The 22,381-nt window shown below is 61.0% G+C and carries 23 protein-coding genes; 10 read left to right on the top strand and 13 right to left on the bottom strand.

What is annotated here, in order from left to right:
* The first annotated feature begins 118 nt into the window (after positions 1 to 118).
* Complete coding sequence (locus P2T57_RS13330) at positions 119 to 403, top strand: DUF5789 family protein (RefSeq protein ID WP_276299703.1); 285 nt, start codon at positions 119 to 121, stop codon at positions 401 to 403.
* 231 nt (positions 404 to 634) lie between these two features.
* On the opposite strand, the gene P2T57_RS13325 is transcribed toward P2T57_RS13330, so the two are convergent.
* A complete protein-coding gene (locus P2T57_RS13325) occupies positions 635 to 1,651 on the bottom strand; it encodes a DUF5784 family protein (protein ID WP_276299702.1) in 1,017 nt (338 codons plus the stop codon).
* Between the two features lie 189 nt (positions 1,652 to 1,840).
* Here P2T57_RS13325 and P2T57_RS13320 point away from each other — a divergent pair, with 189 nt between their 5' ends.
* On the top strand, positions 1,841 to 2,017 hold the full coding sequence (locus P2T57_RS13320) for a DUF5786 family protein (RefSeq protein WP_276302111.1): 177 nt from the start codon (positions 1,841 to 1,843) through the stop codon (positions 2,015 to 2,017).
* A gap of 62 nt (positions 2,018 to 2,079) precedes the next feature.
* On the opposite strand, the gene P2T57_RS13315 is transcribed toward P2T57_RS13320, so the two are convergent.
* Positions 2,080 to 2,943 (bottom strand): YkgJ family cysteine cluster protein, encoded by an 864-nt coding sequence (locus tag P2T57_RS13315; RefSeq protein WP_276299701.1) that lies wholly within the window; start codon positions 2,941 to 2,943, stop codon positions 2,080 to 2,082.
* A 77-nt stretch (positions 2,944 to 3,020) separates the two neighbouring features.
* On the opposite strand from P2T57_RS13315, the gene P2T57_RS13310 reads away from it, so the two are divergent.
* Positions 3,021 to 3,338: a DUF7967 family protein gene (locus tag P2T57_RS13310; protein ID WP_276299700.1), complete on the top strand. Its 318-nt coding sequence runs from the start codon at positions 3,021 to 3,023 to the stop codon at positions 3,336 to 3,338.
* A gap of 119 nt (positions 3,339 to 3,457) precedes the next feature.
* Here P2T57_RS13310 and P2T57_RS13305 read toward each other — a convergent pair whose 3' ends face one another.
* On the bottom strand, positions 3,458 to 3,781 hold the full coding sequence (locus tag P2T57_RS13305) for a HalOD1 output domain-containing protein (protein WP_276299699.1): 324 nt from the start codon (positions 3,779 to 3,781) through the stop codon (positions 3,458 to 3,460).
* Positions 3,782 to 3,897: 116 nt separating this feature from the next.
* On the opposite strand from P2T57_RS13305, the gene P2T57_RS13300 reads away from it, so the two are divergent.
* Both P2T57_RS13300 and P2T57_RS13295 read left to right on the top strand, forming a co-directional pair.
* On the top strand, positions 3,898 to 4,107 hold the full coding sequence (locus tag P2T57_RS13300; protein WP_276299698.1) for a DUF7561 family protein: 210 nt from the start codon (positions 3,898 to 3,900) through the stop codon (positions 4,105 to 4,107).
* A gap of 89 nt (positions 4,108 to 4,196) precedes the next feature.
* Positions 4,197 to 6,062: a helicase C-terminal domain-containing protein gene (locus tag P2T57_RS13295; protein WP_276299697.1), complete on the top strand. Its 1,866-nt coding sequence runs from the start codon at positions 4,197 to 4,199 to the stop codon at positions 6,060 to 6,062.
* 226 nt (positions 6,063 to 6,288) lie between these two features.
* Here P2T57_RS13295 and P2T57_RS13290 read toward each other — a convergent pair whose 3' ends face one another.
* The 9 genes from P2T57_RS13290 to P2T57_RS13250 form a co-directional block, all read right to left on the bottom strand.
* Positions 6,289 to 7,503 (bottom strand): mechanosensitive ion channel family protein, encoded by a 1,215-nt coding sequence (locus tag P2T57_RS13290; protein ID WP_276299696.1) that lies wholly within the window; start codon positions 7,501 to 7,503, stop codon positions 6,289 to 6,291.
* Between the two features lie 210 nt (positions 7,504 to 7,713).
* Entirely contained in the window at positions 7,714 to 7,893 is a 180-nt protein-coding gene (locus P2T57_RS13285; RefSeq protein WP_276299695.1) for a hypothetical protein, read from the bottom strand.
* 83 nt (positions 7,894 to 7,976) lie between these two features.
* Positions 7,977 to 8,996 (bottom strand): class I SAM-dependent methyltransferase, encoded by a 1,020-nt coding sequence (locus P2T57_RS13280; RefSeq protein WP_276299694.1) that lies wholly within the window; start codon positions 8,994 to 8,996, stop codon positions 7,977 to 7,979.
* The gene (locus P2T57_RS13275) at positions 8,986 to 10,119 is read right to left on the bottom strand and encodes a 60S ribosomal export protein NMD3 (RefSeq protein WP_276299693.1); all 1,134 of its coding nucleotides are present in this window, start codon (positions 10,117 to 10,119) and stop codon (positions 8,986 to 8,988) included. The genes P2T57_RS13280 and P2T57_RS13275 overlap by 11 nt, the downstream gene beginning before the upstream one ends.
* 255 nt (positions 10,120 to 10,374) lie before the next feature.
* Positions 10,375 to 11,274: an NAD-dependent epimerase/dehydratase family protein gene (locus P2T57_RS13270; RefSeq protein ID WP_276299692.1), complete on the bottom strand. Its 900-nt coding sequence runs from the start codon at positions 11,272 to 11,274 to the stop codon at positions 10,375 to 10,377.
* Positions 11,275 to 11,451: 177 nt separating this feature from the next.
* Positions 11,452 to 11,994, bottom strand: coding sequence for a hypothetical protein (locus P2T57_RS13265; RefSeq protein WP_276299691.1), 543 nt, complete (start codon positions 11,992 to 11,994; stop codon positions 11,452 to 11,454).
* 318 nt (positions 11,995 to 12,312) lie between these two features.
* A complete protein-coding gene (locus P2T57_RS13260) occupies positions 12,313 to 13,647 on the bottom strand; it encodes an aminotransferase family protein (RefSeq protein WP_276299690.1) in 1,335 nt (444 codons plus the stop codon).
* 63 nt (positions 13,648 to 13,710) lie between these two features.
* Positions 13,711 to 14,499, bottom strand: a complete 789-nt coding sequence (locus P2T57_RS13255) for a CPBP family intramembrane glutamic endopeptidase (protein WP_276299689.1) — start codon at positions 14,497 to 14,499, stop codon at positions 13,711 to 13,713.
* A gap of 173 nt (positions 14,500 to 14,672) precedes the next feature.
* Positions 14,673 to 15,500, bottom strand: a complete 828-nt coding sequence (locus tag P2T57_RS13250; protein ID WP_276299688.1) for a hypothetical protein — start codon at positions 15,498 to 15,500, stop codon at positions 14,673 to 14,675.
* A 91-nt stretch (positions 15,501 to 15,591) separates the two neighbouring features.
* Here P2T57_RS13250 and htpX point away from each other — a divergent pair, with 91 nt between their 5' ends.
* The 3 genes from htpX (at position 15,592) to pspAB (ending at position 18,167) form a co-directional block, all read left to right on the top strand.
* The gene (htpX, locus tag P2T57_RS13245) at positions 15,592 to 16,455 is read left to right on the top strand and encodes a zinc metalloprotease HtpX (RefSeq protein WP_276299687.1); all 864 of its coding nucleotides are present in this window, start codon (positions 15,592 to 15,594) and stop codon (positions 16,453 to 16,455) included.
* A gap of 71 nt (positions 16,456 to 16,526) precedes the next feature.
* On the top strand, positions 16,527 to 17,474 hold the full coding sequence (locus P2T57_RS13240; RefSeq protein WP_276299686.1) for a hypothetical protein: 948 nt from the start codon (positions 16,527 to 16,529) through the stop codon (positions 17,472 to 17,474).
* Positions 17,475 to 17,561: 87 nt separating this feature from the next.
* Positions 17,562 to 18,167: a PspA-associated protein PspAB gene (pspAB, locus tag P2T57_RS13235; protein ID WP_276299685.1), complete on the top strand. Its 606-nt coding sequence runs from the start codon at positions 17,562 to 17,564 to the stop codon at positions 18,165 to 18,167.
* Between the two features lie 68 nt (positions 18,168 to 18,235).
* Here pspAB and P2T57_RS13230 read toward each other — a convergent pair whose 3' ends face one another.
* Positions 18,236 to 19,318, bottom strand: a complete 1,083-nt coding sequence (locus P2T57_RS13230; protein ID WP_276299684.1) for a hypothetical protein — start codon at positions 19,316 to 19,318, stop codon at positions 18,236 to 18,238.
* A gap of 300 nt (positions 19,319 to 19,618) precedes the next feature.
* Between P2T57_RS13230 and P2T57_RS13225 the strand changes: the two genes are divergently transcribed.
* Positions 19,619 to 20,884 carry an outer membrane protein assembly factor BamB family protein gene (locus tag P2T57_RS13225; protein WP_276299683.1) on the top strand — a complete coding sequence of 422 codons (1,266 nt, stop codon included), beginning with the start codon at positions 19,619 to 19,621 and terminating at the stop codon, positions 20,882 to 20,884.
* 279 nt (positions 20,885 to 21,163) lie between these two features.
* A complete protein-coding gene (gene radA, locus P2T57_RS13220; RefSeq protein WP_276299682.1) occupies positions 21,164 to 22,198 on the top strand; it encodes a DNA repair and recombination protein RadA in 1,035 nt (344 codons plus the stop codon).
* Positions 22,199 to 22,381 lie beyond the last annotated feature (183 nt).

Below are 22,381 nucleotides of genomic sequence, written 5' to 3'. Positions count from 1 at the left end.
CAGAATGTCGCGGGTCCCCGAAAACGCTTCGTTATCGCGGTCCGGCCTTAATGACCTTAAATTCGTCATTACTCATGCCCAGCAAGATTTATCATTAACTTTGATGTAGAAGTTGTCGATGACGCTCCAACAGGCGACCGAACTGCTCCGCGAACACGACTACCCCGCGACGACTGACCAACTCACCGACTCCTACGGCGACTACGAACTCGACCTGCCGAACGGGACCGAGACCATCGGCGAGGTGTTCGCCCGCGTCGAGTCCGAGACCTGCGGCACCTCCAGCGAGGCCGAGGAGCTACTCTACTCGGCAGTCAGCGGGAAGGCCATCGGCCGGAAGGGGTACAGCGACCGGGACCCGACGACGCTCGGCACGGCGGGGCCGGGAGAAGTCTCGTTCTAAACGACCTTTCATTGCGAGCGAGGCCGCCGCTGGCGGCCTCGCTCGATAAAAAGCTCGACCAAAAACACTTCGTCACCTCCTCAAGCGCGCCGGTGGCGCGCTTTCAAGGGATTCCTCGGTCCGCTCGCTCACTTCGTTCGCTCGCGGTAGGATTGCTGGTACGCTACAGTACCGCGACTACACCGAAACAGCACCACTACTGCACCGCCACCGCGACCAGTTCGCTATCTCTCAAACCCAGTCGATAGCGCCGTCGAGGTCCAGCGGGAGCGTTCCCTCGCTGTAGGCCTCAATTCTGCCCGAGGGCCGGGCGCGGAAGACCACCGCTGGCCGGTGGCCCACACTCGGTTTCTCGCCCTTGACCGCGGCCCACTCGTCCTCGCGGAATCCCGAGCAGTCCACGAACAGGACCGCGCCGCCGCCGTGCTTCTGGAGTTGGCCGGAGGTCTTGGTCTCGGCCGTCTCGCGGACCGCGGCGGTCGGCGTGTCGGCGTGTCGCCTCGTGGGTGGTCGGGGTCGAGTGACTTCGACCAGCGGGGCCTCGCTATCGTTGCCCTCCTCGGGGTGAGCCTGAAAGTCCAGCGAGTGGCCGGTCGTGACCTCGATTTCGGGCGTAATCCCGTAGTCGGCGTCGGTCAGGACCTTGGCCGCGGTGAACTCGCTCATCGCCGAGGCCATCCGCACGGGGTCAACTTGCGGGCTAGTGCCGATTTTCGACGCCATTTCGTAGCGGTGGTCGTCCAAGACGCCGGTACTCAGGAATCGTTCGTAGAACGCCAGCGCGTCGTCGCGGGAGGAGTCGGGGAATCCCATCGCGTGTTCCCGGAAGAACGTCCGGGTCGAGTGTCGGCCGTCCTTCGAGAACAGGACCGGGAGGAAGAACCACGAGAGGTGGTCGTACTCGGCCAGCCACGGGTCCTCGACTGTCAAATCAGCCAGTAGTTCGCGCTGTGCCCACCGGGCGACGGAGTAGGGAATCTCCTCGAAGGTGTACTTCTCGGTGCGCCAGAGCGCGGAGGGCGTCTCGGTGTTGCCGAGCCAGAAGGCCTCGTCGTCGTTCCAGCAGAACAGCGCCAAATCGCCGTTGCCCATCTCGATGCGGCGCGTGCGGTAGCTAGACGGCCCGGCGTAGTGGGGTGTCAGCAACTGCGCGCCGAACTTCCCGTCCAGCGGTTCGTAGATGTCGCGTTCGATTCTATCGTCAGTCCACCGCTCCGTGGAGCGGCGAAAGCGGAGCGGACTCGCCACGTTCACTTCTTGCCACGCGAGGAATTTACCTCTTGTGACGAACGCCCCAGATTCCTTCCCCGAGGACCACCGACCGGGCGCTGTCCCCGAGACAGCCGTCGCTGTATCGACCTGTTTTCGAGGAGGGAAAAGAACGTAATTGTCCGTTACATTCATTACTAACCCACGCCAACTATGAGTGTGGTTGCCATGTCAATGGGTGCCTATGACGAAGACGAACACGAACGCCGCGAACGCAAGAACAACACCGTCGATGTCAGCGAGGACGACGACCGGACGACCTATCATGGCTCCGTAGAGTACGACTCCGGTGACTCCGCCGAGGCGCTCCTCGACCAGTTCGAGGAGATAAAGTCGGGTAAATAGCGCATTACTGATTTGCTCGGTGTCCGTACTGCGTAGCGACTGCGCTCTCCTGTCGGTCTGTCCTACTCGTCCCAACCGGGAGTTTCGGGAGCGCCGCGTTCCTCCTCGACGCGCCGGGCCAGTTCCGAGTCTGGGGCTTCGGTCCCCGCCTCACCGGCGCGCTCCTCCCAGTCGGCGATGGCCCGGCCCGCCCACGAATCGGTCTCGCGGGCCTCGGGGAGCGCCAACTCGAACTTGTCTTCGGCAACTCTCGTCGTGCCGGGTGCAGACGACACCGCGACTGCGACGAACAGCGCGCGGTCGTCGGCGGTGAGTTCGCCGGCCTCGGCGCGGGCGACGACGCCCGACAGGCGTTCCGGGTCGGGGAAGACGAACACCTTCTGACCCACGGCTTGCGGGCCGAACAGGAACCCCGAGAGGTCCTCTGGCGGGTCGTCGTCCAGCAGGCGGTTCCCGCCAAACGACTCCTCGACGCGCTCACATTCGGTTTCGTGGTCCAGTTTCAGATTGTGTCCGGGATACTCGGCGCACTCGGTGGGGTAGGTCTCCTCGTCGTGAATCCGACACTGGAGCGTCGTCGGGTCGAGGAAGACGCAGGTCGGGAGCCACGAGGAGTCCGTCCCGAAGGGGCCGACCGGCTTCCGAGGCTTGCGAAGGCCGAGGAAGAACGCGGGCTTGCCGTCGATGGTCGAGAGGGGCACGCCGTCGATTTCGACGCCGTCCTCGTCGCGCCAGAGTCGGGGCGTCAGCGCGTCGGCCAGTCCGGCGTCGAGGAGCGCCCGAGCGTCGTCCCGAGTCAGCGCCACGAGATTGTAGGTGTCGTCCAAGGGCTCGCGCGGCCCCCGACGCTCGTGGTCGCTGGGTTCGGGTGCGATTGCGCGCCAGTCGATGCAACACCCGGCGCACTCCTCGCAGTTCACTTCCATGACCCTCTCTGGTATGGTTCCCGGTGGCATAAATCGTCGGGCACACCGTTATCTCCGGCGAGCGCCTACGAATCGATATGGAGACCGAATCGACCACAGGAGACGCCAGCAACGAGGACACCGCCGACGAGACAGTCCGGGTTTGGTTGGTCCAGCGCACCTACTCGGACGACGAGCAGAACATCGTCATCCTCGTCTACGCGACCCCGGACGGACGCCGATACCTCCGAAAGGAGCGGGCGCTGACCAGTTTCGGCGACGACCGACCGACCACCGCCGCCGTCGAGGCCTCGTCCGACAGTCTCGGCACCGTGGACGACCCCGAGACCCGCGAGCGGTACGCCGAGGAGGCCGCCCGCGTGGCCGACGAACACGCCCCCGACGACCGACTGTAGCGCGCCGGACTCCTCGGAGCGGGCCGCGAAGCCGCGACGGCGGTAAGCAACCTTTACCTATTCTAAAGACGCCACTACTGGTGTAAAAGAAACAAATTACTGTTTGTATTGGCTCGCATTCAGTTCATCGGCCGGACGAAGACGTGGCCGCTGGCGTGAACGTCAACCGCGAACTCGGCGATGGAGAACGAGACTCGACCCTCGTCCCGGTTCGACCCGGCGCGGGTCGGTTCGAAAAGGTCGTCGAGCGCGTCCGGGTCGATAGCGTCGTAGAGGCGGACGTTCATCTCGGTGGCCGGGCGGTCCGACGCCGCCTCCAGCGTCTCCAATATCGTCTCGGCGAGGCTACCGCCATCTACAGGGTCGTAGTAACTATGAGATACGTTCGGCGAGCTATTCCCGAGGTCCACCGCAGTCGCAACTAATGATTCTGGTTCGTGCATCCTCTTTCCCCACATCGGCCCGTGCCGACTCTGATACTCACTCTCACTACGAACTCGGATATATACGATTCGAAATCCGTCGGCAGGGCTTTGTCGTTCGGGCGACGAGTTGGGCCATGGCCACCGACACCTGCGACGGTTGTGGCGAGGAGGTCAAAATCGCGGGCGGCATCGCCAACCTCTGGACCCTCGAAAACGACTCGACCGGCGGGATGACCCTCGAATTCGACGCCGACGGGACCGAACACTTCCTGTGTTTCGAGTGCATCGAGCGACTGCCCGACGACCCGAGTGGTGAGGACGTGGCGGCGCTCGGAAAATCCTGATTCGGTCTGTCTCGTTCGGCGTCTGTCTCACGATACTCGAACCACCGAGACCGACAGGCTTTATCCCGAATCGCGCCTGAATTAGAACAGTGAACCCCGACCGGATATTCGAGGAGTTCCCCGCGCCCTCCTATCGGGGCAACCAGCGTGACGCCCTCGGAGACATCGAATCCGCCTTCGCCGAGGGCAACGACGTGGTTCTGGTCCGCGCGCCGACCGGGAGCGGCAAGTCCCTGCTGGCGCGCGCTATCGCCGGGTGCGCCCGCCAACCCGACGAGGCCGCGCCGAGCGACGCCACCGGGGCGTACTACACCACGCCGCAGGTCTCCCAGTTGGACGACGTGGCCGAGGACGACCTGTTGGACGACCTCAAAATCATCCGGGGCAAGCGCAACTACAACTGCATACTCCCCGGAGAAACCGATACCCCGGTGGACAGGGCACCCTGCGCTCGGGAGAAGGGATACGACTGCTCGGTCAAACATCGGTGTCCCTACTTCTCGGACCGAGCGATTGCGAGCAACCGCGAAATCGCGGCCATGACGCTGGCGTACTTCATGCGGACTGCTGGGTCAGAGGTGTTCCGCAAACGCGACGTGGTGGTGATAGACGAGGCCCACGGACTCGCAGAGTGGGCCGAGATGTACGCCGCCATCGACCTCAACCCCCGAACCGTGCCCATCTGGGACGACCTGAAGATTCCCGACTTGGAGAGCGCCGGGGTTGACCGGGCGGTCGAGTACGCCGACCGGATTCAGAACGCCTGCGAGCGCCGGAAAGACGAGTTGGTCGCAAAGCAGGAGTTGACCCCCGACGAGGCCGGGAAGCGCGACAGACTCCAAGAACTCATCGGCGAGTTGGACTGGTTCGTAGAGGACTACCGCGACACCCAGAGCGCGACGACGTGGGTGGTGGACCAACCCGGCGGTGCCGGCGGAGCAATCACCATCAAGCCGATGAACCCCGAGCGGTATCTGAGCCACACCGTCTGGGAGCGGGGCAACAAGTTCGCCCTGCTGTCGGCGACGATTCTGAACAAGCAGGCGTTCTGTCGGCAGGTCGGCCTCGACCCCGAGAACGTTGCGCTGGTGGACGTGGGCCACACCTTCCCGGTCGAGAACCGGCCGCTCTACGACGTGACGCAGGGCAAGATGACCTACGAACACCGCGACGACACCCTGCCAGCCATCGCCCGGACCGTGGTGCAGGTGATGCAGGAACACCGCGGCGAGAAGGGAATCGTTCACTGCCACTCCTACGCGATTCAAGAGCGATTGGCCGACAGCCTCGACCAGATGGGCGTCGGCGACCGCATCCGGACCCACGACAAGGAAACCAGAGACGCCCAGTTAGACTCGTGGAAGGCTACCGACGGCGAGGAGGTCTTTCTCTCGGTCAAGATGGAGGAGGCCCTCGACCTGAAGGGCGATTTAGCGCGCTGGCAGGTCATCTGCAAGGCCCCGTTCCTCAACACCAACGACTCCCGAGTCGCCCACCGCCTCGAGGAGGGCCAGTGGGCGTGGTACTACCGGTCTGCGCTCCGGACCGTGATTCAGGCCTGCGGCCGGGTCGTCCGGTCGCCCGACGACTACGGCGCGACGTATCTCGCGGATTCGAGTCTCTTGCAGGTCTTCGACCGGGCCGAGGGAGACACCCCCGACTGGTTCCGCGAGCAAGTCGAGTGCATGAGTCGCCCCGACCTGCCGGAGTTCGACCCCCAGAGCGCGAGCAAGTCGGCAGAGGGGGCGACTGCGGAGGTGGCCAGCGCGGGGAACCGGGGCCGGTCCCGGAACAGCACTCGGACCGACTCGCACTCGTCGGACAGTCGCGGGCGACAGTCGTCGAGCGCACAGTCGGCCAGCGAGGAGTCCGGCGGGTCGTCCTCGGGCGGAACCTCGTCCGGCGGGACCCGCGAGCGAAAGAGTCCGATGGCGGACGTCTGGGACGTGGAGTAGTCGTCTCCGACGAGCGCGGGGTGACCTGCGACGCCCTGACGGTGGGAAACTCGACCGGGCGATTTCGCACCGACCGAGACTTAGATGAGCGAAATCGTGTAGGCGACGCCCGAACTGAGCATCAGCAGTACGAAGAATATCGAAATCAGTTTCTGGCGCGTGTCGTCGTCCATACGAAACGCGAGTAATTCGAGTGAAATAATTTTTTGGGTCGCGGACCAGCGACCTACTGGGATTCGAGTGGCGGACGCCTCTCGTTGGCGTCTGCCGGAGCGTTCCCCGGCGGTTCGTGACGCACCTGAAAGCCGCGGGTCTCCTCGCGGCCGGCGAGTTCGCGCTGAGGATACGGAATCTTGACGCCCTCGCGGTCGAATGCCGACTTGACCTCGCGGACGACGGCGGCGATAGCGCGGGTCTTACGCCGGGCGCTGGGCTTGTCTATCCAGAACCGGAGTTCGACGACGACCGCCGAATCGCCGAACTGCTTGGGGTGGGCCTCCGGCGAGGGGACGACCATCACCGGATCGACTTCCTTCATCGCGTCCTTGGCGAGGCCGACGGCCTCCTCCACGTCGGCCTCGTAATCGATGCCAACGTCGAGGCGAAGCCTGAGTCTGCCCTTCTTGGTCCGGTTGATGACCGTACTGTCGCCCACCTTGTCGTTCGGGATGATGACGAACTCGCCGTCGAAGTTCTCGACTCGCGTGTTAGTAATCGTGATGTCGGTGACGATACCCTCGTACTCGCCGATTTCGACCCAATCGCCGATTTCGAACGGGCGGGCGAACATCAACACGAATCCGGCGATGAGTGACCCGAGCGTCTGGCGGGCCGCCATACCGATGACGATACCGAGGAACCCGGCCCCGACCAGCAGACCGCTCAAATCCACGTTCCAAATCGACAGCACGACCAGTCCGACGGCCGTGAACGTCACGAGTTGGAGGACCCGGACCGAAATCTCCTCCTGATGGCTGGTCAGTCTATCGGACCGCTCGGTGAACCGCGCCAACCAGTCTTCGAGAAAGTCCGTGCCGACGTAGGCCCCCAACACGAGGCCGGCAGTCAAACCGACCTGTATCAACACCGGAATCGACTGCTGGAACAGCGCGAACAGCGTCAACAGGAGTTCGAACTGTCCCCAGACGGCCAGCAGTGCCAGCGTCGTGAGCGAGACGACGACGCCCTGTAACAGGCGGACGAACAACCACGCCGGAACCCGCCACGGGACGTACTCGGCGACCAACGCTAGGCCGCGTTCGACTCGTCCGCGGACGAGCGTCTCCGTAATCTTTCTTCGAGCGAATTTCACGCCGAGCGGAGCGAACAACCGAGTCGTAGCGACGCCAGCGACGAGGAGAACTGCGCTTGCGGCCAACTGCATCTCGGTGGTCGAAACACCTTCGAGAAAAGAGAGGAGTTGGCGCGGTCGTGTACCCATCTTTTCGTTCTGTACCTCGATTACACTTGAAATTACCGAGATAGAGACACGTCTTCGGCGGTCGGGGGTCGGCACAGCGCGAGGAGTGTCCTCCGAGAAGCTAGCCAACTGTCAAAGACAACTAAACACCCATAATAAAAATATTTGTAATTCTTTTAGCAACGTATAGTTTGCTGTTCGGCCGGCAGATGGTCGAACTCTACCGGAGGCCTACTGGCGTCCCTCGACGGTGCCGAGGACCACCTCGCAGTTCGGACACAGCACCATCCAGTACTGCTGGCCGGTCGTGGCGGTGACGGTCACGCCGCCGCGGTCGGTCTTGGGTTCGACGGTCTGTTTGCGGTAGTTCGGGTCGGCGACGTCGCCGCCGCAGGACGGGCACTTGGGCATACGCCGACGTGCGAGCGACGGGGCTTAAAGCTGGCCGAGAACGGAGAACGGCCGGATTGTGTTATCCAGCGCGCTCTGCCGGATTACTCCACTCGGGCGTCCACGACGACGTGCCAGACGCCCTCGCTGTGGCTCTTGACCTTCCGGCGGTCGAGGACTTCTATTTCTCTGCCGACCTCCTCGGCGGCGTCCCGGAGGCGAGAGACCGGGCGGTCCCAGAGGAGGTCCTCGGGCGTCGCCTCGTGCATGTGGACCACGCCGCCGGGTTTCAGCGCCGAGAGGCCCGAATCGAGGTAGTCCGCGGCCTCGTAGTAGCCCATCACCACGCGGTCGGCCTCGGGGTCCATCTCCACGTCGCGGCAGTCCGCCCGGAAGGCCGACACGCGGTCTGAAACGTCGTTGAGCATCGCGTTCTCCACGAGGAACTGGAAGGACTCGGGGTTCTTCTCGACCGCAGTCACCTCGGCCCCGGCGCGGGCCATCGGCAGGGTGAAGTAGCCGATGCCCGCGAACATGTCGAAGACGCGCTCGCCCGGTTCGACCGCCTCGCCCATCCGGGCGCGTTCGGCCTTGTTGCCCGGCGAGAACATAACTTTCGAGAGGTCCAGCGCGTACCGGGTCCCGTGTTCGGTGTGGACCGTCTCGGTGTCGCCCGCACCAGCCACGACCGAGACCGAGGGTTCGCGGTGTTCACCCGAGACGCCCTCGTGGGCCAGCACCGTGTCGGCCTCGCCGTGGAGCGAAAGGAGCGCCTCGGCGACCTCCTCGCGGTCGGGACAGTCCTCGAACGTCACCAAAACGATGCTCCCGACGACCGCCCACGACCCCGGCGCGCGAGCGATTTCGGCCTCGGACCACCCCATCTCCCGGAGGTGCGAATCGAGGTCCGGCAGTCTGCGCTCGGGGTCCACCTGCTCCACCACGTCCAGCACGTCGGTCTCGGTCGGCGGGTCGATGACAGGCAGTTCCACGAACTCGTCGCTGTGTTCCCGGACCCGTCGGGTCGCGTCGTAGACGCCTTCGTCTTGCAGGGCCGCGATGGCGGCCTCGCTCTCGGGTTTGCGGACCAGCGCGGCGAGCGGGGTTTCAGCGCTACTCGTCATCCTGCTCGGGCACGACGTGGAGGCCAGCGCGACTCTTGAGGACCGGCACCTCGTCGGCGTCGGTGTCCATGTAGTCGGGCCGGGCGATGGTCTCGGTCCGGTAGGTCTCGGGGTCCAGCACTTGGACCGCGCGCTCGTCTTCGACCGCCACGAGCGTTGTCGTCTCGGCGTCGTCGAGGTCACCGAGTCGCCGGGCCTCGGGCGCGTCGCCCTCCTCGAAGGTGGCCTCGTAGTCCTCGCCGGTGGTGAGTCGGGTTCCCTTCAGGTTCCCGCGGACGCTCCGGACGAGGACCGGGCCGTCGTCGTCCTTCGGGTCGATAATCTCGCCGGGCGAGTACGGCGGCAGGCGCACGGCGTAGGTCACGCGGTACACTTCCTCGCCGTCCTCGTCCTCGGTCACGAGGGTTTCGGCGTCCGAGAAACTGCCGCCGAACTCCTCGACCACCTTGGCGGAAATCTTCTTGCCGATGTTGGTGGTCGAGACCTTGATGTTCACGCCGTCGTCGGTCTCGCTGACCTCGGTCACGAAGGCGTTGCGGTCGCCGGTCTCCTCCATCTCGGCGACGATTTCGTGGGCGATTTCCTCGGCGCGCTCGATTTCTTCGGTCGTGGGAGTGCGGTCCTCGGCCCGAATCTGGACCGTGCTGGCGTAGTAGTCGCCGGCGATGCGACCGCACCGGGTGCAGGTCTGGCGCGAGATTTTGACCGGGACGACGACCTCCTCCTCGACGAACGTCTCGCGGACGATGCCCGAGAAGTGACAGTGCATCCGGATGGTGTTCTGGTCCACCTGTTCGGGGTCCACCTGCCACGACACGTCGTAGGCGTCGAGGTGGACGCCGAGGGCTTGGCTAACCTCGTCGATGGCGACGTCGGTGTAGTCTCGGGCGTCAACGTCCACCCACCGCTTGCCGCGGTGGACCGCCCCGCACTGCGAGCAGACCAGCACCTCGATGCGGTCCGGCGCGTCTACGAGGTCGAATCGGTCGAAATAGCAAGAGTCGCAGAGCTTCTGCTCCTTGCCGCGCTTGCCGACAGCGTCGGGGAGGGGCGTCCGCTCGGCAGGGTCCACTTCGATGGGGTCCCCGCAGTTGGGACAGAACTCGCGGGCTTCGGTAGTCATGAATCGTGGTAGGAGTTTGGAGGGTTTAAGTCTGAAGAAGGGGACGCACCGGCGGACCGGATTCCCACAAGTCCGTGCATTCGAGGAGAGAGACGAATCTGTTCGGAAATAGCTTCGGAAAGGTATGCGTTCTGACTCGGACTCCCCACTGCGGTACGCAGTGAGTCGCCCCTGCCAGTGTTGGCATCCAGCACTTCCGAACCGGAGGCGGAATAGTGTCGATTGTAGACAATACGTCGTCGAGGTGCTGTCCCCTCAATTCCGGACCAACTCGGGTCCCGCAACTTCCGCGTCGGCCGCCTCGCGCCACGAGTACTCGGGGTGCCAGTCCAGCACCTCGTCGGCCTTCGCCACCGAGAGGGCCGAATCGTCGCCCGAGACGTTGCAGTCGTCGGGCAGACCGCCGAAGAACTCCGCCAGCGCGTCCTCGATGGGCATTTCGAGGTAGTTGTCTCCTGCGGCGGCGTGGAAGGGTTCGTGGCCCGAGAAATCTGCGTCCAGCGCCCGCGAGACGATGCTCGCCACGTCGCGGACATCGACGTAGGACCAGAAATTACCCGCGCCGTTGGCGAGATTTTCGCGGGCCTCGACGCACTCGTACTCGCCGGGGTACTGAATCCACGAGGGGCGAATCGAGGCGACCGGGACGCCGAACCGCCGCGTCACCATCTTAGCGACCTCCTCGCCGACGACTTTGGAGGTTCCGTAGGGGTCTTCGGGCCGCACGGCGTGGGCCTCCCGAATCGGCAGGCGCTCGGGGAGGCGCTTCTCCTCGGCGAAGGCGAACCCGTAGGCGCTCTCGCTGGAGGCCCACGCGATTCGTGCGTCTGCTCGGCCCGCGCCGACGAGGACGTTGTACGCAGACAGCACGTTCGTCTCGAAGACCCGACCCCCGGCGTGGCGCGTCGGCGACGGGAGCGCGGCCCAGTGGACCACGGCGTCGGGATTGAGGTCGGCGAGCAAGTCGAGGGCCTCGCCCCGGTTCGTCAGGTCCGCAGACCGGAAATCGAGGTTCTCGCGGGCGTCGATTTCCCACCCCGGATGGGTGGTATCGACGCAGACGACGCGCCAGTCCTCCTCGGCGAGGAGGTCGGCTATCCAGCGCCCGGAGCGTCCGAGACCACCGGTGACGACGACCGTTCGATTTGGTGGCATGGACCGTGATACGACGAACCGGCGGTAAATCGTTGGGGCGGTCGGCGAGGTGCAGGCGGTTCGTAGGTCGTGAATAAAGAAATAAAAATATTTCTTAAGACATATTAATTATTTGTTTAGAACAGACGCAGAGGGGTATATCAGTGACGATAAAAAGCGGAACGACGAATCGAGACGCTATCCCTCCGGTCGCTGGCCATCGCCGACCGCGTCGGCATCCGGTGGTTCGCTACTATTGGTTCCGGCGTCCGCTCGCTCGCTGGTTTCGACATCAACCTCGTCGCCGCGCTCTCGCCGGAGTCCAAGCGCGTCCTGGATTCGTTTCCGGCCAAAGAAGGCGATGAGGAGGCTGAGAATCCCGATTATTATACCTAAGTTCTCCCAGATTCCGGTCCCAATCAGCATCATCCAACATTCGACCGAACAGAAAATTCGGAGGTCGAACGTGTCGCTATCGACCCTCGCGGCCGACCGCGAAATCGAATCGGCCTGAATCTCGTGGCTACCCGTCGAAAATTCGTTGTCTGGCGAAATTTCCACTGGGATATTTTCTACCGCGTCGGCGTGTTCTGCTGGAATGTACCCGAGGGCGTCGTACTCTCCGTATATCAGCGGAAACGCCATCGGTTTGACCTCAGGATGCTGAAATTCGATAGATAGCGACCTTTCGAGGTCAGTTTTGATACCGAATAAGATTCCATCCGACTCGTCGGAAATCACCTGAACCACGAAATCGTCGGATTCGTCCTGTAAGATGTGATGCCCCGACGAAAGAATCTCCACGCTAACCGACCCGGTCTCTCCGGTCTGTGCCGCGATTTGCGCCGACGGTTTCGCCGCGTCCCGAGACACGTCCCCGAGCGCGAACGAGGCCGAACTACCGACGAGTATCAAAAGCGCGCAAACCGCGGCGAACGTCCTGATTCGATTCATGCTCCCTCTGCCGGGGGCGCGCCCCGACTAGTTAGGAGTCTGCAACCTCAGAGAGCATCAAAACTCTGTAGCCCGCCAGACAGGTCCCGTTCCGAGGAGCGTGCCTCAGTCGAACACCTCCCCAATCGCCTCGTCCAGCACCGCCACGCCCTCCCGGAGGTCCGACTCGTCGGCGCAGAGCGGCGGCGCGACGATGACCTGAAAGTTCGGTCGTCCGCCGCCGACCAGCACCCCCTGCTCCGCCGCAGACTCGACCACTTCCACGACCGGGTTCTCGCCCTCGTCGCCGGCCCACGGGTCCACGAAGGCCTCGCCGGAGTCTGGGTCGGCGAACTCGACGGCCCAGAGGAACCCGCGTCCTCGCACGTCGGTCACGGCATCGTGGTCGTCGGCCATCTCCCGGAGTTCGGCCTCCAGCGAGGACGCGAGATTGCGGACGTTTTCGAGGAGACCCCCGGCGTAGGCGTCCATCGCCGCGACTCCGCCAGCGCAGGCGACCGGGTGCCCGGCGAAGGTCTGGCCCACGTCGATGCCCTCCTCGCGGAGGCTTTCGCCCAACTCCTCGTTGACCAGCACGCCCGCCAGCGGCGCGTAGGCGCTGGTCACCCCCTTGGCGAAGGTGATGAGGTCCGGCGATACGTCCTCGGTCTGAATCCCGAACCAGTCGCCGCACCGCCCGAACCCGGCGATTACTTCGTCCGAGATGAGGAGGATGTCGTACTCGTCGCAGAGGTCCCGGACGCGCTCGAAGTACCCCGGCGGCGCGGGGAAGGCCCCGCTGGTCCCGCCGACCGGTTCGGTCAGCACCGCCGAGATGGAGTCCGGACCCTCGTTGCGAATCACGAATTCGAGGTGGTCGGCGGCCTTTTCGGCCAACTCCTCGCCTGTCGCGCCGTCGAACGCCCGCGGAATCGGCGGCAGGAATTTGGCGGACCCGGATGTCGCGGCGTACCGCTCGACGGTGGCGCGAGTCGAGGGGTCGCCCGTCAGCGCCCCAGCACCGTAGGTCCCGCCGTGGTACGACCGCCAGCGCGTCAGCACCTTCGGGGCGTCCTGCTCGGCGCGGGCGAACTGGACCGCCGCCTCGTTGGCCTCGCTCCCCGAAACCGCGAAGTACACGTCCGAGAGGCCCTCGGGGGCGACTTCGGCGAGTCGGTCCGCGAGTTCCGAGCGCGCGTCGTTGTGCTTCGACGACGAGACGTAGGGAATCGCGCTCGCCTGTTCGGTCATCGCTTCCACGATGGTCTCCTCGCTGTGGCCCGCGTTGACGCAGTAGAGTTGCGAGGCGAAATCGAGGTACTCGGTGCCTTCGTCGTCGTAGACTCGGACGCCTTCTCCTCGAACCAGATTCGGCACGTCGCCGTCGGGGTCCGACCAGTGGGGAAGCGGCCTGCTCCGAGGAGTCGCGTCGGGAGAAGTGGGTTGCTGACCGTCTGCCATGGTCGGACCACGACCTACCGAATGATAAGGGTTCACGCCCGAACAGTCGCGTCTGGCAGATGCTCAGCGTGCGCCGACCGCCACGGCCTCGTTCAGCACGTCCGACGACAGCGCCACGTAGGCGATGGCGAACAACAGCGCGTCGTAGAGACCGTGAATCAGAATCGGCACGACCAGATTCTCGGTCCAGACGAAGAAGTAGCCCAGAAGCACCGAGAGGCCGAACAGGATGGCCAGCGTCACCGCCACCGCCACGGGGTCGGGCGTAGCGACCCACGTCGTCGGCAGGTGGACCAGCGCGAACAGGACGCTCGTAAGAACCACCGCAGGCGCACGGGAGAACGCCCCGTCGAGGTACGACTGGATGACGCCCCGAAAGAGCAACTCCTCGGCCGGTCCGATGACGAGGACCGAGAGCGGAATCAGCAAGACGAGCGTCGTCAGAAAGCCCTCCTCGGCGAGTTGCGTCACCGAGTTGCCCGCCAGCGGGAGACCGAACTGCTGTGCCATCGAGATAGCGACCAGTCGGTAGACGAACAGCGCGACAGTCCCCCCGATGACGATGCCGAGCGCGCGCCGACTCGGCGTCCGAATCCGGAGGTAGTCCACCCCGTTGCCGGTCGCCCGGAGGAAGACGAGCGCAGACCCGACGAATCCCAGTTCCGAGAGAACCAGCGCGACCACGAACTCCGCGGTCGGGGCGAGCGAGACCACGAGGGTCGGAATCGACAGCAGGACGCTGAGGACGACCCCGAGGAGGGTGAGACCGGTGGCGACGCCGACCCGGCGGGCGGGGTTCGGCGACTGGTCCGGGGCAGGGGACTGGTCGGGGTCGGCCGACTGGTGAGACATCGCGGGTAACTGACAACGGCGAGAACCAAGTAGGTTTGCTGGGGATTCAGTGCAGTTTCACAATAGGGATGACCAAATCTCAAAATCCACCTATTGGACGAACCACTCAAAAAGTCGTAGTAGTCTGCTGTGACGGTCAGGTGAACCAGAAAACTGGAGTTAATAGGACTGATTTAACGCATCTGGTTCTCGTAGTAGATACCTGTGTTGTAACCCCATTCGTTACCAGTATCACTACACCACCAGATAACCTCCCAATCCATTTCGCCGTTTGGCTTGCCGGTAAGGTTTACCCTATGGTCAATCGTGGTGTTGAGAACAGATTGGGAGTAGTTGCCCGCTACGCGCGAGAGAACGGTATCGCCGCTCCAATCGATACCGTTGAGTTCGGTCTGGCCACTCCATTCTGCTCCGGTCTCGTATCGATGCCCTCGCCAAATCCAGTCCACTTCGCCGTTGGATTGCTCCCAACTGATGTGCTGTTCGGACTTCGCCAGCGTCATCGTCCCGTGCATATCGTGATGAGTCACGAACGCACCACCTTCGTAATCGTTCGTCGGGTCGGTCCCCGTTTTCGATCCAGATCCGACTCCACTGGTAGTGACTTCTTCAGTAGTGCCATCGGAAGTCGCACTACTTGTACCGATTTCGGGAGTAGTATCTACCTTGCTCACTGTCGCTGAGACAGAATCGGACAGACTACTTTCTTTATTTTCGGTGGCGTCCACCGAATAGACTGCACCTGTTGCATTACCGGCCCGCATTGAAGGCGTCACGGTGCCACGCATCACCGTCTTCCGTTGGTCGCCAGAAGCGATTACGTATGCCTCATCGATACCACCGACTTCGCCTGTGTCAATCGGAACACGTTCGCGCTCGGAATCTGTACCTGTCGCGGAGACGCCCCCAACTCCAAGAGAAAGCGAAGCAATTCCACCAATCGATGCTAGCATCGTCCTCCTTGATTTCTTTGTCATCCATTCAACCATTTTATCTGTCATACATATATAATTTATGGCTATCCAACCATATTGATATAGATGGATGATCATTACCGGACGAGTTTAAGTCAGTCAATTCCTATGTACGAACATGAAGTGGAAAGCAGACTGGGGACTTCGCGGGCGGATGGCCCTGACGATGTTCCTGTTGTTCGCACTCTACATTGTCTTCATCGGTATCCTCTCCCAGTACGCGAGTCTGCTGGGTATCGTGCTGATAATGGGTACGTTTTCGCTCGGCCAGTTCTTCTTCAGCGACAGGCTGACGCTGTGGAGCATGGGGGCCAAGGAGGTCAGCGAGGACGAGTACCCGGACCTCCATCGGATGCTCGGCCGACTCTCCCAGCAGGCCGACCTGCCCAAGCCGAAGGTCGCGGTCGTTGACAGTCGCGTCCCGAACGCCTTCGCCACCGGGCGCTCCCAGAAGAACGCCGCAGTCGCGGTCACGACCGGCCTGCTGAAGACCCTCGACCAAGACGAGTTGGAGGGCGTGCTGGCCCACGAACTCGCCCACGTCAAGAACCGCGACATGATGGTGATGACCATCGCGTCGTTCCTCTCGACCATCGCCTTCCTCGTCGTCCGGTGGGGCTGGCTGTTCGGCGGCGGCGACCGAGAGCGCGGCCAACCGCAAGTTTGGGTCGCCATCGTCGCCTCGCTGGTGGTCTGGATAGTGAGCTTTCTCCTCATCCGCGCCCTGTCGCGCTACCGCGAGTTCGCCGCGGACCGAGGAGGCGCGACCATCACGGGCAAGCCCTCGGCGCTGGCCTCGGCGCTGATGACCATCGACGGGAACATGAGCAAGGTGCCCAAAGAGGACATCCGCGAGCAGTCCGAGATGAACGCCTTCTTCATCATCCCCATCAGGGGCGACTTCATCGGTAAGGTGTTCAGCACCCACCCCAGCACCGAGGCCCGCGTCGAGCGACTCCGGCAACTCGAACGCGAGATGTAGCCCCACCCGAGACGGGGAGACGCCAGCCGAAACCCCAAACTATTCTTCGCTTTGCTGAACATTCCTCCCGCATGGACAGACGGCGGTTCGTCGCTGGCGTCGGGGCCGCGCTCCCGTGGGTTGCCGGGTGTGCCCGACTGCGGTCGGACTCCCAGTCTCGGCCAGCATCCGGGTCTCGGTCCCAGTCAGAAACCGAGGAGGCCGGACCTCGATACACGCTGGAGGCGTACCCCATCGGCGAGGACGGGATTCGCGTCACGTTCGCCGCGCAGGCCGGGAAACTCCCGGACGAGGCGCTGAACGTCTTCTTGGCGACTCTCGACGGGAGTAACAACCCCCGAACCGACGGGCGCAGGGAGTTCGAGTACGTCGATTTCGTGGAGTACCATGGGCGGTTCTACCGCGTCACCGTCGAGGAGACCGGAGAGACAACAAACGAGCGCCCGGTACTGCTGGCCGAACCCGTCGAGACCGAGGCCGCCCGACAAAAAGCGGTCAACTGGTCTACCTACTCGGGCGACGACGACACCGCGCTCCGACGCGCTGTGTCGAAGGCCGACTCCGGGGGCGGAAGTGCGACCGGAAACCGGAGCGAGTGTGACTGCTACGTCCTGCGACACCGCGACCCCGACGACAGCGACCTCCTGCCCGAACCGCGATACGAGTACGTCAGATACGACGGGCGCGTCCTGCGCCTCTCGGTCGAGCGCCGCCGAGTCACCGAGACCGGATACGTCTACGAGACGACGAAAGTGGCAGACTCCACGACCGCCTTCCGGGAGTTCGTCCGCGAGGAGGTCGTAGACGTGTGGCTCGGCGACTCGAACCTCTCGGGGCGTCAGCGAACCATCTTCGAGGCGGCCAGAGCCGGGGAGTACGCCGAGTCGGGCGTCCTCTCGGCAGAGTATCGGGGTCTCCTCGAACGCATCTTCGGCAGTCTCCCGGCGGAGACGACCGGCGCGCGAATCGGGTACGACGGTCGCACCCACAAGGTCCACGTCCACGTCTCGGAGTCGTAGTCCGGGTACCCGGCGCGACGCCGACCGGAGAACGCCCCCTTCGGCGCGGAACCACCCCTTTTTGTCCGGGAGTGCGTAGGACGCGCCATGGGACTGTTCGACGGACTGCGGGAAGTGCTGGGCATCCGGGCCGAGGCCGACGCCACGCGAAAGGCCGACCCCGAGGACCTGTTCGGGATGAGTACGGCCTACATCACGATGGAGGCCGAACTGGGCTACGAGGCGGTGGGCGAGGCGGCGCTCTGTTTCTCGGAAGTCGATAGCGCCGACTTCGCCGACGTGATGGACGAAGTACACGAGATTCTGGAGGTCGGCGCGGAGGAGACCGGCACCGAAACCGAGGCCCGGACCGACGACTACGGCTACTCGTGGGTGATTCTGCGGGACTCGGACTTCGAGGACCTCGTAACTAGCCTCAACTTCGCGGCGGACACCCTGATGGAGCGGGGGTACGGGTCCAGACTCCTCGCCGCCCTCTTTGCTTTCGAGCGCGACGGACAGAAGGCCTACTGGGTCTACTCCTTCCGGCGGGGCGCGTACTACCCCCTCGTGCCGAAGGGGACCAGCGACCGGGATTCGAGCGCCGAGTTCAAACTGGAGAGCAACCTCGACGGCGAGTTGGATTTAGAGGAGAACAAGGAGTACTGGTACGCGCTCTTGCCAAGTAGCCCCGGTAAGCATCCGTGGGAGTAATAGGAGAAATATTTTACAAACAGTTTATTTTAGAAACTATCTGCTTTCGTAATTAGTACTTATGGATTTTAAACCCACTCCACCTTAATCTCCTTATTTACGTACTCTCTGCCACCGGGGGAATTGAACACTCCCTGAAGATCTTGGTCACAGTAGGTAACTGTCCCAGATGGATCAGTACCTGCGGTCACAGCCGACTGGTTCACTCGGACAGTATTGGTCGTAAGATCTCCACTAATATCGTACCAGTGGTAGACGTAGTTGGCATCTGTATCACTCTTATTGTCAATGTCTATGTTTGAACTCGTCGTTGAGCTAGAGATTCCGACTTGGACAACGGAGTCAGACGAGACCGCCAAATTGAACGTATCCGTGTTTGTTCCGATGGAATTGCCGGGACCGTAGTCTGCGATTTCTTTAAATGTAGAGCCATTGTAATCGAAATCAATTTCGCAGTCCACGTTTTCCCAAGGATTAAGGCCTTGATCATACGGTCGCATGATCAGTTCTGTATTGAGGCCCTGCTGTGAAGTGTCCGACGGGTCGTGCTTCCACTTTGACTCCCAACTTAGGTCATTTCCATTATCGGAAGTGATGTAATTGTCACTCTCGGCTTTCTTTGTCCAGTCAGACCAGCTATCGGTCGTAGTGGAAGTAGATACAGAAGACTGTGTCACTGAGTCGTCTGTCGTATTGTTTTTCCGCTCCCGCTTCTCTTGTGCGTCTGCTGCTGCCTTATTGAAGACTCTCTGTTTTGCTGCTTCCCTTCGTTCTTTTTTACTTACCTCTGCAGTAGAGGCGGAAGCCATTTTAGCGTCCGGAATCGATTTATACGTTCCAGTCCACTCAGTTGGGACTCCATTGATAATGTCAAAGTTATACGCTAGGATTTTCTCATTTTCAGAGAATCCTTTTGCTTGCATGCTAGGGACAGGGCTGCTCTTCTCGTATAAGGAAGAATTCCTTATGACGGCCTCCTTTTGTTCGTAGATTTCTGGGATCGACAGTGGGTTCGACGGGTTCGCTCGAAGCCGCAATTTCTGTTTTCCAGCACTACTGCTACTCGATGCAGTTCCAGTGCCGGAGGTAATTAGTGTAGTCGCTGCAATTCCACTTGCTTGAAGCATTTCTCGCCGTCCAATTTTCCGCATGAAACTGTAGTAAAAACACTAACACTTAATTATTGTTGTATGACTATAAGTTACACCTATATAATATATTCTTAAATTGATTCTTCTATATTTGTGGAATCACTCCCAGAATCGGCTCAATGTCCAAAATACACACGCAATCATTGGGAAAATTATCAGATCTATATAAGAATAGATGCAGACATTAATGACTCCCATATTTTGGTTTATTACTGTGACTACCCTCGACCGGTTCTTTTCCCCCACGTATATGTGTATTCTGAAACAAGTGATTTATGCTCTCATTTTCTAATAGACAGCATGGCAACTAAACAAAGCCGTCGAAGCTTCATGAAAGCGACGGGCACCATTTTTGTAGGAACATTCGAGACAAAGCCTTCTGGGCACTCAAGTTCTAGTTTAGATCAGCAAAAGTGGCGAGAATTTGGATATGATTCTTCAAACACAGGTCATATTCATACAACCGCGACCCCAAAATCGAATCTCAGAACGGATTGGTCATTCGAGACTAAGGGACCTGTACGAAGCTCACCAGTCATCGGTAAGGAGACAGTCTATGTAGGTAGTGACGATAGAAACGTCTACGCTACAAGCAAGAGTACTGGAGAGAAAAAATGGGCTTTTAATACAGAAGCAAAAGTATCTGCTACTCCGACGGTTGTGAATGGAACTCTGTTTGCAGCCGCGAAAGATGGACATATCTACGCCCTTAATGCGACTGACGGCACTAAACAGTGGCAAATACAACCGTGGAACAAGGGTACTACTGATGTTTCGGCTCTTACCGTCGTTAATAACTACCTATACGTTACAATCGGTAATAGCGGCATATACGCATTCGATAGCACAGATGGAACTCAAATTTGGCGACAAAGCAAAGTACCAACCGAAACAACGCCAGCAGTTGAGAAAGGGACTGTTTATGTGGGGGGTGCCGACAATAAATTATACGCACTTGATTCATCGGACGGCAGTCAAATCTGGTCATTCGAAACAGGAGAAACCATAGAATCCGCGCCGACAGTACGAGACGGCACGGTTTACTTTGGGAGTAACGACGGCAAAGTATATGCTGTAAATACAGAAAATGGTGAGGAAGAGTGGTCTTTCAAGACAGGCCACTGGGTTACAGCATCACCCGCAGTAACAGCAGATACTGTCTTTGCTGGAAGTCATGACCGGAAAATATACGCATTATCAAACAACGACGGTGAGAAAAGGTGGTCATTTGAGACAGGACTGTATATTTCTGCGGCACCAGCGGTCACCAACAATACGGTATATGTTGGAAGTGAGGATGGCAATCTGTATGCACTTGATGCAACGACGGGGGACAAACACTCCCAAATATCTCTTGGCCGCCGGATAAAATCATCACCCGCGATAGCAAACGGATCAATCTATGTTGGTAGCAGTAATACACTGTGTGCCGTCTCCGAGGGAGAGACTAGTGATGGCCTAAATTTACCACTCCCTGTGACAATAATAGGTGGCGGCGGAAGCCTGCTTGGAATTACATACTTAATCAAACGAAACATAGGCCAAACAGATAAAGCACACACGTAGCCGTAACAATCCGATGGAATTCATTGAATTATAATTCTAGTAATAAATTCGCCCGCCACCAATCCCATTATTAACGATTCAGATATTTATATAATTATAATTCGGTACAATAGTGCCCACTATCACTACTGACTACCGTTCATTGCTTCATAAGCAGGCCATTTATTCCGGTTATACGTTTGGTCTCAAGGCGAATTGACTACGTCATGTCCCACCGTTTCACTTTCAGTACGGTGTTAACGGGGGTTTATATGAGGAGGGGCACAAGGCAGGCATACGATGGCAGCAGACGTAGACCTCGAAGAACTGCCGGGCGTCGGTCCGGCGACCGCAGAAAAGCTCCGAGACGCAGGCTTCGACTCCTACGAGGGCCTCGCAGTAGCCAGCCCCAGCGAACTCTCGAACACTGCCGACGTGGGCGACTCCACCGCCGCGGACATCGTGCAGGCGGCCCGCGAGGCCGCCGACGTTGGCGGGTTCGAGACCGGCGCGGCCGTGCTGGAGCGCAGAGAGAAAATCGGCAAACTCAAGTGGAAAATCGACGAGGTGGACGACCTGCTGGGCGGCGGCGTCGAAACCCAGTCGATTACCGAAGTGTACGGCGAATTCGGTGCCGGTAAGTCGCAGGTCACGCACCAGCTCGCGGTCAACGTCCAACTCCCCCGCGAACACGGCGGCCTCGGCGGGAGCGCCATGTTCGTGGACAGCGAGGACACCTTCCGACCCGAGCGTATCGACGACATGGTGAAGGGACTCCCAGACGAGGCCATTCAGGCCGCGATGGACGACCGAGAAATCGAGGGCACGCCCGACGACGACGAGGCCATGGAGGCGCTGGTCGAGGACTTCCTCGACAAGATTCACGTCGCCAAGGCGTTCAACTCCAACCACCAGATGTTGCTGGCCGAGAAGGCCCAAGAACTCGCCAACGAGACCCAAGACGACGAGTACCCCGTCCGCCTGCTCTGTGTTGACTCGCTCACCGCTCACTTCCGCGCGGAGTACGTCGGTCGTGGCGAACTCGCCGAGCGCCAGCAGAAACTCAACAAGCACCTCCACGACCTCGACAAGGTGGGCAACCTCCACAACACCGCGGTCGTCGTGACGAATCAGGTCGCGTCTAACCCCGACTCGTTCTTCGGCGACCCGACTCAGCCCATCGGTGGTAACATCCTCGGCCACAAGTCCACCTTCCGCATCTACCTCCGCAAGTCGAAGGGCGACAAGCGTATCGTCCGCCTCGTGGACGCGCCCAACCTCGCCGACGGCGAGGCCGTGATGCGCGTCGAGGACGCCGGTCTCAAACCCGAGTAAGTCGGACTCCTCGGTTCTTCTGCGGTTTCACAGCGGACGCCGCACACGAACACGAATTGCGGTACTTTGGCCAACTATGCAATTGTTTTAGAAATGAATAGTTAGTCTTAGTGCGAGGGAGCAGACCGCAAGCGGTCGGCGGCCACCGACGCGGACGCCCCGAAAAGCCACCGAATCGGCCGC

Origin of the sequence: Halorussus lipolyticus, assembly GCF_029338375.1 — an archaeon.
Lineage (GTDB): Archaea > Halobacteriota > Halobacteria > Halobacteriales > Haladaptataceae > Halorussus > Halorussus lipolyticus.
Note: the sequence above shows the minus strand (reverse complement) of the source record. Positions and strands in the feature narration are given on the sequence as shown.